16 protein-coding genes and 1 tRNA gene are annotated in these 14383 nt (G+C 67.4%); 12 read left to right on the top strand and 5 right to left on the bottom strand.

The window, feature by feature from the left end; all coding sequences use genetic code 11:
* Positions 1 to 2: 2 nt before the first annotated feature.
* The gene (locus FVD38_RS26585) at positions 3 to 167 is read right to left on the bottom strand and encodes a hypothetical protein (protein ID WP_187271693.1); all 165 of its coding nucleotides are present in this window, start codon (positions 165 to 167) and stop codon (positions 3 to 5) included.
* 19 nt (positions 168 to 186) lie between these two features.
* Between FVD38_RS26585 and FVD38_RS24290 the strand changes: the two genes are divergently transcribed.
* On the top strand, positions 187 to 1071 hold the full coding sequence (locus FVD38_RS24290) for a CAP domain-containing protein (RefSeq protein WP_229493973.1): 885 nt from the start codon (positions 187 to 189) through the stop codon (positions 1069 to 1071).
* A gap of 146 nt (positions 1072 to 1217) precedes the next feature.
* The gene (gene uvsE, locus FVD38_RS24285; protein WP_147937157.1) at positions 1218 to 2126 is read left to right on the top strand and encodes a UV DNA damage repair endonuclease UvsE; all 909 of its coding nucleotides are present in this window, start codon (positions 1218 to 1220) and stop codon (positions 2124 to 2126) included.
* 1 nt (position 2127) lies between these two features.
* Here the strand turns inward: uvsE and FVD38_RS24280 are convergent, their stop codons facing one another.
* From FVD38_RS24280 to ssuE, 3 genes are read right to left on the bottom strand one after another with little or no spacing between them, the layout of a single operon-like run.
* Positions 2128 to 2835, bottom strand: a complete 708-nt coding sequence (locus tag FVD38_RS24280; protein ID WP_187271692.1) for an alpha/beta fold hydrolase — start codon at positions 2833 to 2835, stop codon at positions 2128 to 2130.
* A gap of 34 nt (positions 2836 to 2869) precedes the next feature.
* Positions 2870 to 4021: an FMNH2-dependent alkanesulfonate monooxygenase gene (gene ssuD, locus FVD38_RS24275; protein WP_147937156.1), complete on the bottom strand. Its 1152-nt coding sequence runs from the start codon at positions 4019 to 4021 to the stop codon at positions 2870 to 2872.
* A 17-nt stretch (positions 4022 to 4038) separates the two neighbouring features.
* Complete coding sequence (gene ssuE, locus FVD38_RS24270; RefSeq protein WP_147937155.1) at positions 4039 to 4590, bottom strand: NADPH-dependent FMN reductase; 552 nt, start codon at positions 4588 to 4590, stop codon at positions 4039 to 4041.
* Positions 4591 to 4783: 193 nt separating this feature from the next.
* On the opposite strand from ssuE, the gene FVD38_RS24265 reads away from it, so the two are divergent.
* From FVD38_RS24265 to FVD38_RS24230, 8 genes are read left to right on the top strand one after another with little or no spacing between them, the layout of a single operon-like run.
* Positions 4784 to 5998, top strand: a complete 1215-nt coding sequence (locus tag FVD38_RS24265; protein WP_147937154.1) for an acyl-CoA dehydrogenase family protein — start codon at positions 4784 to 4786, stop codon at positions 5996 to 5998.
* Positions 5999 to 6008: 10 nt separating this feature from the next.
* On the top strand, positions 6009 to 6839 hold the full coding sequence (locus tag FVD38_RS24260) for a methionine ABC transporter ATP-binding protein (protein ID WP_147937153.1): 831 nt from the start codon (positions 6009 to 6011) through the stop codon (positions 6837 to 6839).
* Entirely contained in the window at positions 6832 to 7494 is a 663-nt protein-coding gene (locus tag FVD38_RS24255; RefSeq protein ID WP_147937152.1) for a methionine ABC transporter permease, read from the top strand. The genes FVD38_RS24260 and FVD38_RS24255 overlap by 8 nt, the downstream gene beginning before the upstream one ends.
* Positions 7495 to 7527: 33 nt before the next feature.
* A complete protein-coding gene (locus tag FVD38_RS24250) occupies positions 7528 to 8367 on the top strand; it encodes a MetQ/NlpA family ABC transporter substrate-binding protein (protein ID WP_147937151.1) in 840 nt (279 codons plus the stop codon).
* Positions 8367 to 9758: an LLM class flavin-dependent oxidoreductase gene (locus FVD38_RS24245; RefSeq protein WP_147937150.1), complete on the top strand. Its 1392-nt coding sequence runs from the start codon at positions 8367 to 8369 to the stop codon at positions 9756 to 9758. Before FVD38_RS24250 ends, FVD38_RS24245 begins: the two co-directional genes overlap by 1 nt.
* A 20-nt stretch (positions 9759 to 9778) precedes the next feature.
* Entirely contained in the window at positions 9779 to 10750 is a 972-nt protein-coding gene (locus FVD38_RS24240) for an aliphatic sulfonate ABC transporter substrate-binding protein (protein ID WP_147937149.1), read from the top strand.
* Between the two features lies 1 nt (position 10751).
* Positions 10752 to 11579, top strand: a complete 828-nt coding sequence (locus FVD38_RS24235) for an ABC transporter permease (RefSeq protein ID WP_147937148.1) — start codon at positions 10752 to 10754, stop codon at positions 11577 to 11579.
* Positions 11576 to 12304, top strand: a complete 729-nt coding sequence (locus tag FVD38_RS24230; RefSeq protein ID WP_147937147.1) for an ABC transporter ATP-binding protein — start codon at positions 11576 to 11578, stop codon at positions 12302 to 12304. Before FVD38_RS24235 ends, FVD38_RS24230 begins: the two co-directional genes overlap by 4 nt.
* A gap of 4 nt (positions 12305 to 12308) precedes the next feature.
* Here FVD38_RS24230 and epsC read toward each other — a convergent pair whose 3' ends face one another.
* Positions 12309 to 13238 (bottom strand): serine O-acetyltransferase EpsC, encoded by a 930-nt coding sequence (gene epsC, locus FVD38_RS24225; protein ID WP_147937146.1) that lies wholly within the window; start codon positions 13236 to 13238, stop codon positions 12309 to 12311.
* A 166-nt stretch (positions 13239 to 13404) separates the two neighbouring features.
* Here epsC and FVD38_RS24220 point away from each other — a divergent pair, with 166 nt between their 5' ends.
* A complete protein-coding gene (locus FVD38_RS24220; protein WP_147937145.1) occupies positions 13405 to 13890 on the top strand; it encodes an acyl-CoA thioesterase in 486 nt (161 codons plus the stop codon).
* A gap of 58 nt (positions 13891 to 13948) precedes the next feature.
* Positions 13949 to 14024 (top strand) — tRNA-Phe (locus FVD38_RS24215).
* Positions 14025 to 14383 lie beyond the last annotated feature (359 nt).

The raw sequence follows: 14383 nt of genomic DNA, 5'->3' as shown, positions 1-14383 counted from the left end.
GGTCAATGCCGCCGCACCTGCTGCTGGCGGCAATGCATCTGGAAATACCGGCAGCCGTCCCCATCTTCACCAACAGCACAGCAATCCGCGCCGACACCATTGGCGTTCTTGCTTTCCAAATCTTTCATGCCCAGCCCACATGGCGCGCCGGCTTCGCCTGCCGTCATGCCGTCCTTGAAGAGTTCGATGCCAGGTCCACAATCCCCTGCACTGCGCCGGGCGCTGCTGACGGCGGCGGCCACGCTGCTGGCGTTGCCTTCCGCACATGCCCTGCCCACTCAGAGCGATTCGTTGGCACCACTGGTCAATGCCTACCGCGCCAATCCTGGCAGCTGCGACGGCTTTCCCGCCGCGCCGGCCGCCCCGCTCGACCAGCAACCGGCCCTGGCCCAGGTACGCATCGGCGCCGGCACCTTCATCGAATCCGCACTGGAACGCGCCGGTTACGCTGCGGCGCAGGCCCAGGCGGTCTATGTCACCGGCCCCGAGGATGCCCAGGCCGCCATGAATGTGTTGGCACAGAAATACTGCAAGGTATTGCTGAGCGATCGTTTCTCGGCCATCGGCAGCTACCGCGAGGGCGCGACCTGGACCGTCGTGCTGGCGCGTCCGGCCCCGCCGCTGCCCTCGGCCACCTATCCCGACTGGCGCGAAGCCGGCCGCGCGATCCTGGATGAAGTCAATACCGCGCGCGCCAGCGCCCGCTCCTGCGGCAAGCAGGCGTTCCCGGCGGCGGCGCCCCTGAGCTGGAACCCCGCGCTGGGCGATGCGGCGCTGGCCCATAGCCGCGACATGGCCACAGGACGCTACTTCAGCCACCGCGCCAAGGATGGCAGCCAGGCCACCGACCGCGCCCTGCGCGCCGGCTACAGCTGGCGCCGGGTGGGCGAAAATATTGCCTTCGGCCAGCGCTCGCCGCGCGAAGCCGTCGAAGGCTGGCTCAACAGCCCCGGACATTGCGCCAACATCATGAACCGCGATTTCACCGAGATGGGCGCGGCCTATGGCGTCACGCCGGAGCGGCAGACCGGCATCATCTACTGGACCCAGGTGTTCGGCGCGCCACGTTAGGTCAGTCGTGCAGGACAAGCGCCATGCCTGCCCCGCCTTCGACCCGGATTGCGTCCTGACTGGTGCATCTCCTGAAAGCTGCTTCGGATAGACTGCCTCTCAACATCAACCTCCCGTCCGCGTCTCGCTGCGCCGGCCCAGAACACATGACCCAGTCCGCCCCACAACCACGACTCGGCCTCGTCTGCATCACCGTTTCCAAGGACGTGCGCTATCGCGCGCTCACGCGCAAGCGCCTGCTCGAACATTCGGAAGATGGCCAGCGCCGCGTGCTGGAAGACATTTATCGCGACAATATCCAGACCCTGGTCAATGCGCTGCGTTATTGTGAGCGCGAAGGCATCGCCCTCTACCGCATGCCCTCGTCGATCTTCCCGTTTTCCGATACGCCGTTCGGGCTGGAGATCCTTCAACAGTTCAAGGAAACCCTGGGACGCTCGGGCCGGCGCGCGATCGAGCGCGGTATCCGCCTGGTGATGCATCCCGACCAGTTCGTGGTGCTCAGTTCGGACTCGGACGATGTGGTGGCCAACAGCGTCAAGATATTGCAGATGCATGCCGACATCATGGATTTGCTGGACCAGCCGCGCTCGCCCTGGGCGCTGCTGGAAATCCACGGCGGCAAGTCCGACCGCGAAGACAAGCTGGTCGCGCGCATTGCCGAACTGCCGGACGCGATCCGCTGCCGTATCGGCCTGGAGAATGATGAATACGCCTACAGCGCCGACGAGATCCACGCCGTCTGCGTGCGCGCCGGCGTGCCGATGGTGTTCGACGCCCATCACCACATCGTCCACGAAAAGCTGGACAGCTACGAGCATCCGAGCGTGGCCGAGATGGTGGCCAGGGCGCGCGCCACCTGGCCCGATCCCGCCCACCAGCTGGTGCACATCTCGAACGGCCGCGAAGGCTTCAACGACCGCCAGCATTCCGACCTGATCGCGACCATGCCCTCCTCCTACCTCGCCGCGCCGTATATTGAGATCGAGGCCAAGCTCAAGGAAGAAGCGATCCGCGGCCTGGACGGTTGGTGCGCGCGGGTCGCGCCGGCCTGATTCAGGCTTCCGGCACATGCACCCGCAGTTGCGCCAACCACGGCACGATCACGTCACACAACTGCTGCGGCGCCTCGAGCGGAATCATGTGCCCGCTATCCTCGACCAGCGCGAACTGCGCCCCCGCGATCCCCGCATGCAGCTCCCGCGCCTCGTCGAGACTGCGCAGGCGATCGTGCCCTGCCGCCACCACCAGGGTCGGACAACGAATCTCGCCCAGCAAGTGCAAGTCTCCCGGCCGCTCGACCATCGACTGATTGCGAAAAGCCACGCCGCCCAGCCGCACGCCCATCATGCGCACGCGCTCGATCAGCGCCTCGTTATCCACCTCGCGCGGATGCAGCGAACTGGCGATCGCGGTGCGGCTCAGCCCCGCGAACGAGACCGACGCCGCCGCCCGGGCCACCGTGCGCTTGCCCTGGCGGACGGCGTCGGAATCGGGCCGGGTCGAGGTGGCGATCAGCACCAGCGCGCGCACGCGTTCGGGCGCCTGGCGCACGATCTCGCGCGCGACATAGCCGCCCATCGAAAAGCCGATCAGGATGAAGGACGGCGGCGCCTCGGCCAATGCGCGGCGCGCCAGGTCCTCGAGGGTGGAATCGTGACGCAGGTCGGCATGCGCCAGCGGGCCGAAAGGGGCCAGCCGGTCGCGCATGCCGTCCCACAGCGTCTCATCGGCCATATAGCCGGGAACCAGCAGGATAGTCATCGCGCCATCATAGCAAAGCGCGATGAACGTCGTGTCAGGCCGCCTTCTTGGGCAGGATATCGCTGGCCATCATCTCGCCGAACGGTCCGGTGATCGACTGCTCCCCGTGCTCGGTTCCTTTCCCCAGCAGCGGGAACACCAGTTCGGCGAAGCGGTACGATTCCTCCAGGTGCGGATAGCCCGACAGGATGAAGGTCTCGATGCCCAGATCCGCATACTCGCGCATGCGCGCCGCCACCGTCTCGGGGTCGCCCACCAGCGCCGTCCCCGCCCCGCCGCGCACCAGGCCCACGCCGGCCCACAGATTGGGGGAGACTTCGAGCTGATCGCGCCGCCCGCCATGCAGGGCCGCCATGCGGCGCTGGCCGACCGAATCCATCTTCGCGAACGCGGCCTGGGCGCGGGCGACAGTGTCGTCGTCCAGGTGGCTGATCAACTCGTCGGCCGCGCGCCAGGCTTCTTCATTGGTCTCGCGCACGATCACATGCAGGCGGATGCCGAATTTCAGCGTGCGGCCGTGCTTCGCGGCCCGCGCGCGGATGTCGGCCAGCTTCTCGGCCACCGCCGCCGGCGGTTCGCCCCAGGTCAGGTAGACGTCCATCTGCTCGGCCGCCAGCTCGTGCGCCGGCTCGGAAGAGCCGCCGAAGTACAGCGGCGGATACGGTTTCTGCACGGCCGGATACAAGATCTTGGCGCCCTTGACCTGGATGTGAGTGCCCTCGAAATCGTAGCCGGCCGCGCCGCCCTCGCCCGCCATGCTGGCGCGCCAGACCTTGAAGAATTCGCTCGAGATCTCGTAGCGCTTGCTGTGGTCGGCGTACAGGCCGTCGGCTTCAAGCTCGCCCTGGTCGCCACCGGTGACGACATTGATCAACAGGCGCCCGTTCGACAGGCGGTCGAAGGTGGAGGCCATGCGCACCGCCAGCCCCGGCGTCGACAGGCCGGGACGGATCGCGACCAGGAATTTCAGCCTGGTGGTGGCGTTGATCAGGCTCGATGCGACGATCCAGGCGTCCTCGCAGGAGCGCCCGGTCGGCAGCAGCACGCCGTCGTAGCCGAGGGTATCGGCGGCAACCGCGACCTGCTTCAGATAGTCGGCATTGACCGGGCGCGCGCCCTTGGTGGTGCCGAGATAACGGCTGTCGCCGTGGGTGGGAATGAACCAGAAAATGTTGGGAGTCGACACGGTAAGTCCTCGGTGAATCAGGCAGCGGCGGCGGTCTGCACGCGCGCCTGCAATTCGGCATCGAGCTGTTCGATACCCTCGGCGACACGTTCGGCGATCGGGCCCGCCAGGCGCGTGCCGCGCTGGCTGTCCCAGGCGACCTGCTCGGACGTGGCATAGATGCTCGACAGGATGGCGCGCGCCGACATCGAGGCCAGCACCGGTCGCAGCGCATAGTCGAGCGCCAGCAGGTGCGACTGGCTGCCGCCGGTCGCCAGCGGCAGCACGACCTTGCCGCGCAGGCCGTCCTGCGGCAGCAGGTCGAGGAACAGCTTGAGCATGCCGGTGTAGGCCGCTTTATAGATTGGCGTGGCCACCACCAGCGCGTCGGCCTGGGCCACCAGCGCCAGCGCACGCGCCAGTTCCGGGTCGTTCGCGTCCATGCGCAGCAGGGCGGGGCCGGGCAGCTCGCGCACTTCAAGGCGCGTCGTGCGCCAGCCGTGGACGGCGAGTTTATCTCCCACGTGCTGCAACAGGCGGCTGCACGACGATTGCGACGACGGGCTACCGCCCAGCAAGATGACGCTCATGGTGGATTCCAGTTCTGACAACGATCGCCACAGCGTACGCCGCGCGCGAGATCCGCCCAACGAATCGTTTCACTCATCGATATGCGTTTGCCGTTTTAACTTTTCGCGCATATTCATGGCCGGTTTTCTTCGTTCACGCGGCGCCGGCTTGGGATGCAAGATGGCAGTTCACCCAACATCGGCACACGGTCCCATGTCCTCCATCCTGCAGCAATTGCGTCCACAAGACGACTACGCCACCGCGGCCCTACCCGATCCGCTGGCCATCGCCGCCGACCTGGCCGAGCGCCTCGCCGCCACCGCCGTCGAACGCGACCGCGCCGGCGGCCATCCGAAGCACGAGCGCGAACTGATCCGCGCATCCGGCCTGCTCACGCTGTCGATCCCCACCGAATTCGGCGGCCAGGGCGCCGATTGGGCCACCGTGATGGCGGCCGTGCGCATCCTGGCCAAGGCCGACAGCGCGCTGGCCCACCTGTTCGGCTTCCACCACCTGCAACTGGCCGGCATCCAGCTCTACGGCACCGAACTGCAGCAACGCAGCCTGCTCACCGCCACCGTGCGCCAGAAGCTGTTCTGGGGTAACGCCCTGAACCCGCTCGACAAGCGCACCCGCGCCACCGCCTCGCCGGCCGGCTACATCCTCGACGGGGTCAAGAGTTTTTCGTCGGGCTCGGTGGGTTCCGACTGGCTGACGGTATCGGCTTGGGACAGTGAAGCCGATGCCGCCCTGATCGCCGTGGTGCCGACCGAGCAGGCCGGCGTGCACGTGGAAGCCGACTGGGACGCCTTCGGCCAGCGCCAGACCGACAGCGGCAACGTCCACTTCGAGAAGGTCTACCTGCCGACCGCACTGGTGTTGCAGACGCCTGGCCAGGCGCCGACCGCCCGTTCCACCCTGCGTTCCCAGGTCGCCCAGCTGATCATGGCCAATCTGTACCTCGGCATCGCGCAAGGCGCCTTCGACGCCGCGCGCGACTACACGCTGGAGCAGGCCCGTCCCTGGTTCGCATCCGGCGTGGACGACGCGATCGACGATCCCTTTACCCAGCACCGCTACGGCCAGCTGTGGCTGACGGTGCGTCCCGCCGCGCTGCTGGCCGACGAGGCCGGGCGCCAGCTCGATGCCGCCATCCGCAAGGGCGATGCCGTCACGGCGCGCGAGCGCGGCCTGGTGGCGATCGCGGTGGCCGAAGCCAAGGTGCTGGCCCACCGCGCCGCGATCGAGATCAGCAACCAGATGTTCGAACTGCTCGGCGCGCGCGCCACGTCGGGCCGCTTCGGCTTCGACCGCTTCTGGCGCAACGCGCGCGTGCACACCCTGCACGACCCGGTCGACTACAAGCTGCGCGACCTGGGCCGCTACGCGCTCAGCGGCCGCGTGCCCGATCCGACACCCTATTCCTGACCGGCCCGACATGACAGCTTCCGTACCCGTCATCCGCGTCGAGCGCGCCAGCAAAGCTTTTCCGCTGCCCGAAGGCGGCCGCTTCGACGCCGTGCGCGACGTCTCGCTCGACATCCTGCCGGGCGAGATCTTCGGCCTGGTGGGCCGCAGCGGCGCCGGCAAGTCGACCTTGCTGCGCCTGATGAACCTTCTTGAAAAGCCCGATAGCGGCAGCATCAGCGTCGCCGGCCAGGAGCTGACTGCCCTCGGGGCGCGCGAGCTGCGCGAAGCACGGCGCCGCATCGGCATGATCTACCAGCACTTCAACCTGCTCGCCAATGCCACCGTGTTCGAGAACGTGGCCTTCCCGCTGCGCATCCACGGCGCGATGAACGCGCCGCGCCTGAGGGCGCGCGTAACCGAATGCCTGGAACTGGTCGGATTGCTCGACAAGGCGGGCAGCTATCCGGCGCGCCTGTCGGTCGGTCAGAAGCAGCGGGTAGCGATCGCGCGCGCGCTGGCCAGCTATCCCACGGTGCTGCTGTGCGACGAGCCGACGTCGGCGCTCGACCCGGACACCACGCGCAGCGTGCTCGATACGCTGCGCGACATCAATGCGCGCCTCGGGGTGACGATCGTCATCGTCAGCCACGAGCTGCAGGCGCTGGGCAGCCTGTGCCAGCGCGCGGCCGTGGTCGAGGATGGCCGCATCGCCGAACTGTTCGACCTGCGCGACCACCGCGAGCCGCGCAAGACCTCGCTCGGCCGCGAGCTGCTGTATCACGCCACCGAAGCTCACGCCGCCGAAGCCCATGCCGCCGCCGTCCATGCCGGCCTTCCGCCAGGAGAGCTGCATGCTTGAAAAATTCCTGATCGTCGCCCCCGAGCTGTGGCGCGCCTTCGGCGAAACCCTGCTCATGCTCGGCATTGGTCTCTCGGCCGCGGTGCTGCTTGGCGGTCCGCTGGGCGTGGTCCTGTTCCTCAACGGCTCGGGCGAGCCAGGCCGTGGCCGCAGCATCGGCAAAGTGCTGGGATGGCTGGTGAACACCGTGCGCTCCTTCCCCTTCATCATCCTGATGGTGGCCCTGGTGCCGTTTACGCGCATCGTCGCCGGCACCTCGATCGGCCCGCTGGCCGCCAGCGTGCCGCTGTCCTGCGCCGCCATCCCCTATTTCGCGCGCCTGGTCGAGCAGCAGCTGCACGAAGTGCCGCGCGGCGTGATCGAGGCCGCCGAAGCGATGGGCGCCACCCGCCTGCAGATCGTCACCCGGGTGCTGCTGCTGGAAGCCAGGTCCGGCCTGGTGCTGGCGCTGACCGTGCTGGCCATCAGCTTCCTGTCCTATTCGGCGGTGGCCGGCGTGGTGGGCGGCGGCGGCATCGGCGATCTCGCCATCCGCTACGGCTACTACCGCTTCGAGACCGATTTCATGGTGGTCACGGTCGCGATCCTGATCGCCATGGTGCAGCTGATCCAGTTCGGCGGCGGACGCATTGCGCGCCGCCTGGACAAGCGCTGAACCGTCAATGAAAAAGAAACGGAAGGAACCCCCATGAGCCTGAACCGCCGCATCCTGCTTGCCAGCCCGCTTATCCTGGCCATCGCCCTTGCCGTCGCCGCCAATGCGCAGGCGAAGGACCCAAAGGAAATCGTCATCGGCACCAGCGCCGGACCGTATGCCGACCAGGTCAGGCTGGGCATCAAGCCCATCCTCGAAAAACAGGGCTACAAGGTGCGCATCGTCGAATTCAACGACTACATCCAGCCCAACTTCGCGCTGGCCGAAGGGTCGCTCGACGCCAACGTGTTCCAGCACGTCACCTACCTGGACCGCTTCGCGGCCCAGCACAAGCTGGCGCTTAGCGAACTGGTAAAGGTGCCGACCGCGCCGATCGCCATCTACAGCCGCCGCCACAAGAGCCTCGATGCCGTCAAAAGCGGCAGCACCGTGGCGCTGCCGAACGACCCGACCAACCAGGCGCGCGCACTGGTCATGCTCGACCAACTGGGATGGATCAAGCTGCGTCCCGGCATCGACCCGATCCGCGCCTCGGAGCGCGACGTGGCCGCCAACCCGAAGGGCATCAAGCTGCTGCCACTGGAAGCGGCCCAGCTGCCGCGCTCCTTGCAGGATGCCGACTATGCCTTCGTCAACGGCAACTACGCGCTGGCCTCGGGCCTCAAGCTGCGCGACGCGCTGCGCACCGAGAAGATTTCTCCGGCCTACGCCAACCTGGTGGCGGTCAGGACGCCCGACCGCGACAAGCCCTTCGCGCGCGACCTGGCCGCCGCCTACAAGTCGCGCGCCTTCCTGAACGTCACCAACAAGCATTTCGCCGATTACGCCAAGACCGATTACCAGCTGGCGCTGCAATCCCCTGGAGCCAGGTGATGGCACGTCGCATCCGCTTCAATGCCTTCCAGATGAACACCCCGAGCCACCAGTCGCCGGGGCTATGGACCCATCCGAGAAGCGATAGCGAGCGTTACCTGACGTCCGGCTACTGGATCGAACTGGCGCAGCTGCTCGAGCACGGCGGCTTCGACGCCATCTTCCTGGCCGACGTGCTGGGCGTGTACGACGTCTACCGCAAGGGACCGGAAGCCGCGCTGCGCCACGGCGTGCAGGTGCCGCTGAACGATCCCATGGCACTGGTGCCGCTGATCGCCCACGCCACCACGCGCCTCGGGATCGGCGTCACCGCCGCCCTGACCTACGAACACCCCTACACCTTCGCGCGCCGCATCTCGACGCTCGACCACCTGAGCAGGGGCCGGATCGGCTGGAACGTCGTCACCGGCTACCTCGACAGCGCCGCGCGCAACCTGGGCCTCGGCCAGCAACTCGGCCACGACGAGCGCTACGACCTGGCCGACGAGTACATGGAGGTCGTCTACAAGCTGTGGGAGCGCAGCTGGGAGGACGACGCGGTCAAGCGCGACAAGGAGCGCGGCGTCCATACAGACCCGGCCAGGGTGCACCCGATCCGGCACAAGGGCCGCTACTACGACGTGCCGGGCTTTCACCTGTGCGAACCGTCGCCGCAGCGCACGCCTTTCCTGTACCAGGCCGGCGCCTCGCCGCGCGGCGCCCGTTTTGCCGCGCGCCATGCCGAAGCAACCTTTATCAGCGGTCCGAGCAAGGCGGTGGTCAAGCGCGGCGTCGACGCCGTGCGCGCCGCCGCGCGTGTGGAGGGCCGCGATCCGGATGCGTTGCTGGTGTATGCCCAGGCCCTCGTCGTCACCGGCGCGACCGAGGCCGAGGCGCAGGCGCGGCTTGAGGAATACCGGCGCCACATCGACGTCGAGGCCGCGCTCACCCTGCTGTCCGGCTGGACCGGTGTCGACTTCGCGCGCCACCACCTGGACGACACCATCGAGTACATCGACACCGACGCCGGCCGCTCGGCCCTGGCCTCCCTCAGCGCCGCCGACCCGGGCCGCGACTGGACGGTGCGCGAAGCGGCCGAATTCATCGGCCTGGGTGGGCGCGGCCCGATCATCGTGGGCGACCCGCGCCAGGTGGCCGACCAGCTCGAATCCTGGATCGACGACACCGGCGCCGACGGCTTCAACCTCGCCTTCGCGCTGCCGCTGGAAGACATGACACTGGTGGTCGAGCACATCGTGCCCGAACTGGCGCGGCGCGGCCGCTACGACGCTGCACCACGCGGCGGCACGCTGCGCGGGCAACTGCTCGGCCAGGGCCCGCGCCTGGCGCCCGGCCACCCGGGCAGCCGGGTCGACATCGCATCCCCGCTGTCTGGCATCCAGGCAGCTTGAACCACCATCAAAGGACCATCATGAAACGAAGAAGCCTGTTGCAACTGGCCGCCAGCGGCGCCGCCCTCGCCGCCTTGCCCGCACGCGCAGCGCCGCTGCAAGAGCTGCGCCTCGACTACGCCCACTACTCGCCCACCAGCCTGGTGCTGCGCCACTTCGGCTGGCTCGAAGAAGAATTCAAGGCCGACGGCACCCGCATCAAATGGGTGTTCAGCGCCGGCAGCAACCGCGCGCTCGAGTACCTGAACGCGAACAGCATCGACATCGGCTCGAGCGCCGGCCTGGCGGCCCTGCTGGCCCGCGCGAACGGCAATCCGATCCGCACGCCCTACCTGTTCTCGCGGCCCGAGTGGACGGCGCTGGTGGTGCCCAAGAACTCCCCGATCCGCAGCCTGGCCGACCTGAAGGGCAAGAAGGTGGCCGCCACCAAGGGCACCGATCCCTATCTGTTCCTGCTGCGCGCCCTGCAGACCGTGGGCCTGAAGCGCAGCGACATCGAACACGTCAGCCTGCAGCACGCGGACGGCCGGGCCGCGCTGGAACAGGGCCGCGTGGATGCCTGGGCCGGCCTCGATCCGCATATGGCGGCGGCCGAACTCGATGGCGGCGCGCGCCTGCTGTACCGTAACGTCGGCTTCAATACCTATGGCTTCCTGAACGTGCGCGAAGAGTTCCTGGCCACCCGCGCGAACGAGACCGCGCGCGTGATCAAGGCCTACGAGCGCGCCCGCGCCTGGACCCGCGCCAATCCTTCCGAAGCAGCGAAAATCCTGTCGACGGAGGCCAAGGTGCCGCTGCCGGTGGCGCTGCTGCAGGTCAAGTTGCGCTCGGACTTCAGCAACGCCCAGCCGACCGCCGAACACCTGCGCGCCTTGCAGCTGGCGGCGCCGATCCTGCGCGACGAGGCGCTGGTGCGCCTCGGCACGGACCTGGACAAGGCCATCGCCGGCCTGGTCGACACCAGCTTCGCGCGCCAGCTCACCAAGGCCTGACATGGAACGGCAGGCCATCACCCTGGACGCGCCACCGCAATCACCACCGCCGCGCGCATGGCGCCGCCTCGGTTTCCCTTTGGGCTTGCTGCTGCCGGCCTTGATTCTGATCGGCGCGGAAGCCGGCGTGCGCGCCGGCCTGGTGCCGGCCAATCTGCTGCCGCCGCCGAGCGCCATCCTCGAATCCCTGTCCTGGCTGCTGGAAAACGGCCTGGCCGGCCATGTAGGCGCCAGCACGCTGCGGGTGGCGGCGGGCTTTGCCGCCGGCGCCCTGCTGGCGCTGCCGCTCGGCGCGCTGGTGGCCCTGAACCGGCGCGCGGAAAGCGTGCTCGATCCCAGCTTCCAGGCGCTGCGCGCGATTCCCTCGCTGGCCTGGGTGCCGCTGCTGCTGCTCTGGTTCGGCATCGACGAGGCGCCCAAGATCATTCTGATCGCGATCGGCGCCTTCTTCCCGGTGTACATGGGCGTGGTGGCCGGCATCCGCGGCGTCGACCGCGGCCTGACCGAGGTCGGCTTGCTGTATCGCATCTCTCCCCTGGCGTTGGCGCGCCGGGTATTGCTGCCGGCGGCCCTGCCCTCGGTGCTGACCGGCCTGCGCAACGGCCTGAGCCTGGCGTGGATGTTCATGGTGGCGGCCGAGCTGATCGCCGCCAGCCGTGGCCTGGGCTATCTGCTGACCGACGGCCGCGAATCGAGCCGCGCCGACATCATGCTGGCGGCCATCGTGCTGCTGGCCCTGCTGGGCAAGGCCAGCGACAGCGCGATGCAGGCGCTGGAGCGGCGCTGGCTAGCCTGGCGCGACAGCTATGTGGAAAGGACGATGCGATGAGCTTTCTCGCGATCGCCATCGATGACAAGCGCCATGGCGCGCGCACCGTGCTGCGCGGCCTGCGCCTGGGGTTGGACCAGGGCGAGATCGTCAGTCTGGTCGGCGCCAGCGGCTGCGGCAAGAGCACCTTGTTGTCGATCGTGGCGGGACTGGACGGCGACTACCGCGGTGCGGTGCGCCTCGATGGCCGCCAGTTGACGGGGCCGGATGCCGATGTCGGCCTGGTGTTCCAGGCGCCGCGCCTGTTCCCATGGCTGACCGTGGCGCAGAACGTCGCCTTCGGCGGACACGCGCGGCCGAACCTGGAGCGCGCCAATGCACTGCTGGAAGAAGTCGGCCTGAAAGGCTATGCCGATGCGCTGCCCAAGCAGCTGTCGGGCGGCCAGGCCCAGCGCGGAGCCATCGCGCGCGGCCTGTACCTGGAGCCGCACGTGCTGCTGCTGGACGAACCGTTTTCGGCGGTCGACGCCTTCACCCGCATGCGCCTGCAAGACCTGCTGGCGGAAGCGGCGCGCCAGCGCGGCCTGACGGTGCTGCTGGTGACGCACGATATCGATGAGGCGATCTATCTGAGCGACCGCGTGGTGTTGATGGATGGCGTGCCCGGCCCGGTGCGCGCCGAATTCACGAACGACTCGCCGTGGCCGCGCGAGCGCAGCAAGCTGGCGCTGTCGCCCTTGAAACCGGCGATTCTCGACAGCCTGCACGCGGTGCAAGCTATCTGACGACTCAGGTATTGCGCATCTGCGCCTGCGACACATTGCTGCCCGGCGGGACGCTCTGGGTCAGCCAGACGTTGCCGCCGATGGTCGAACCGGCGCCGATCGTGATGCGGCCGAGGATGGTGGCGCCGGCATAGATGACGACGTCGTCCTCGACGATCGGATGGCGCGGCGTGCCTTTGACCAGGGCGCCGCTCTCGTCGACCGGGAAGCGTTTGGCGCCGAGCGTGACGGCCTGGTACAGGCGCACGCGCTCGCCCAGGATCGCGGTTTCGCCGATGACGACGCCGGTGCCGTGGTCGATGAAGAAGCTGCCGCCGATCTGCGCGCCGGGGTGGATGTCGATGCCGGTGAGCGAGTGGCCGATGTCGGCCGCCACCCGCGCCAGGAACGGCACGCCGAGGCGATTCAGGCAATGCGCGATGCGGTGGTAGAGGATGGCGATGGTGCCGGGGTAGCACAGCATGATCTCGGCCACCGAGGTGGCGGCCGGATCGCCCGCCAGCGCGGCCTGCACGTCGGACACCAGCAGCCCGCGGACGCCGGGCAGGCTGGCGGCGAACTCGCGCGTGATGGCGCGGGCGCGCTCGGCCAGGACCGCGTCTTCGGTCTGGTCATGCTCGGAAGAGAACTCGGGCGAAAAGCGCAGCGCGCGCCGCACCTGCTCGGCCAGGCGGTCGAGCGCCACGTTGAGCGTGTCGGCGACGTAGTAGTCGATGCTTTCGTCGTTCAGGTCGGGACGGCCGTAGTGGGTCGGGAACAGGGCGGCGGAAACGCCGTCCACGATCTGGCGCACGACGTCACGTGACGGCAGCTCGCGCACCCGGCCCTGGTGCCGGATATTGTGGGTGGATTCGCGCGAGGTGCGCAATGCGTCGATGACGGGACCGAGCTGCCACTGCACCGATCCGCCTTGATGGAAAAATTCGCTGTTCATTTTGCCGAGCCTATACGATTCGTTTTTCGATGACCACGATTTTATTGGTATGTCGATATGCGTGCTTTGACGCGCTCAAAAACGCTCTCCGCCGACGGCAGAACTTGCCGCGCGGCAGTTTCTAAGGCAACATCAAGCACCGAAGACCTTTTGTAATGACACGACCATGAACCTGCCTTCCCACCAGCTCAGCATGACGGTGCTGATGACGCCCGACACTGCCAATTTTTCCGGCAACGTGCACGGCGGCACCATCCTGAAACTGCTCGACCAGGTCGCCTACGCCTGCGCCAGCCGCTATGCCGGCCGCTACGTGGTGACGATGAGCGTCGACCAGGTGACCTTCCGCCAGCCGATCCACGTGGGCGAGCTGGTGACCTTCCTGGCTGCCGTCAACTACACCGGCCGCAGCTCGATGGAAATCGGGATCAAGGTGATCGCCGAGGACATTCGCAGCAAGGTGGTGCGCCATGTGAACAGCTGCTTCTTCACGATGGTGGCGGTGGGCGACGACAAGAAGCCGGCGGCGATTCCGCCACTGGAACCGTCGACGCCGGATGAATTGCGCCGCTTCGAGGAAGCAAAGGGCCGGCGCGAGTCGCGCCTGGCGCTGGAGCGGGACCATGCGCAGCGGATCACGTCCAAGGGATAAGGGGCGCCGCGCCCGGGTTGTTGACCCGGCGCAAACGCTGCTATAATTGCGGCCTCTTGGCCTGGTAGCTCAGTTGGTAGAGCAGAGGATTGAAAATCCTTGTGTCGGTGGTTCGATTCCGCCCCGGGCCACCAAGAACATCGTTCACGAAACGCCAACCATCACTGGTTGGCGTTTTTTTTTGTGTAGGTCACAGTCCGTGTGTCTGGTCCATTTCTGGTCGCTCGTCGACTTCGAGGAACGACGCGACGCTTGCTGCAACGTGAAGCTCTGGCCAAGCCTATCCAGCAGACGAGATTGCGCGCGCACGAAGGACCTCTCCCCTCACGCTCGAGCTCATTGCTAAACATCGGATGTGTCTGGAATTCCTTGGCGTTGAACTGCTCGGTCATCGATCAGAGGCTATCTGTTCAGTATCGTGCGATCATGTTCCTCGCCGTAGCTGGCCTTTGTTCCGTGCAAAAGCTATGCTGGGCGAATTGATTGTTGGGTT

The organism is Massilia arenae (assembly GCF_008014745.1).
GTDB classification, from domain to species: domain Bacteria; phylum Pseudomonadota; class Gammaproteobacteria; order Burkholderiales; family Burkholderiaceae_D; genus Telluria; species Telluria arenae.
This window is presented reverse-complemented; position numbering and strand designations above follow the sequence as displayed.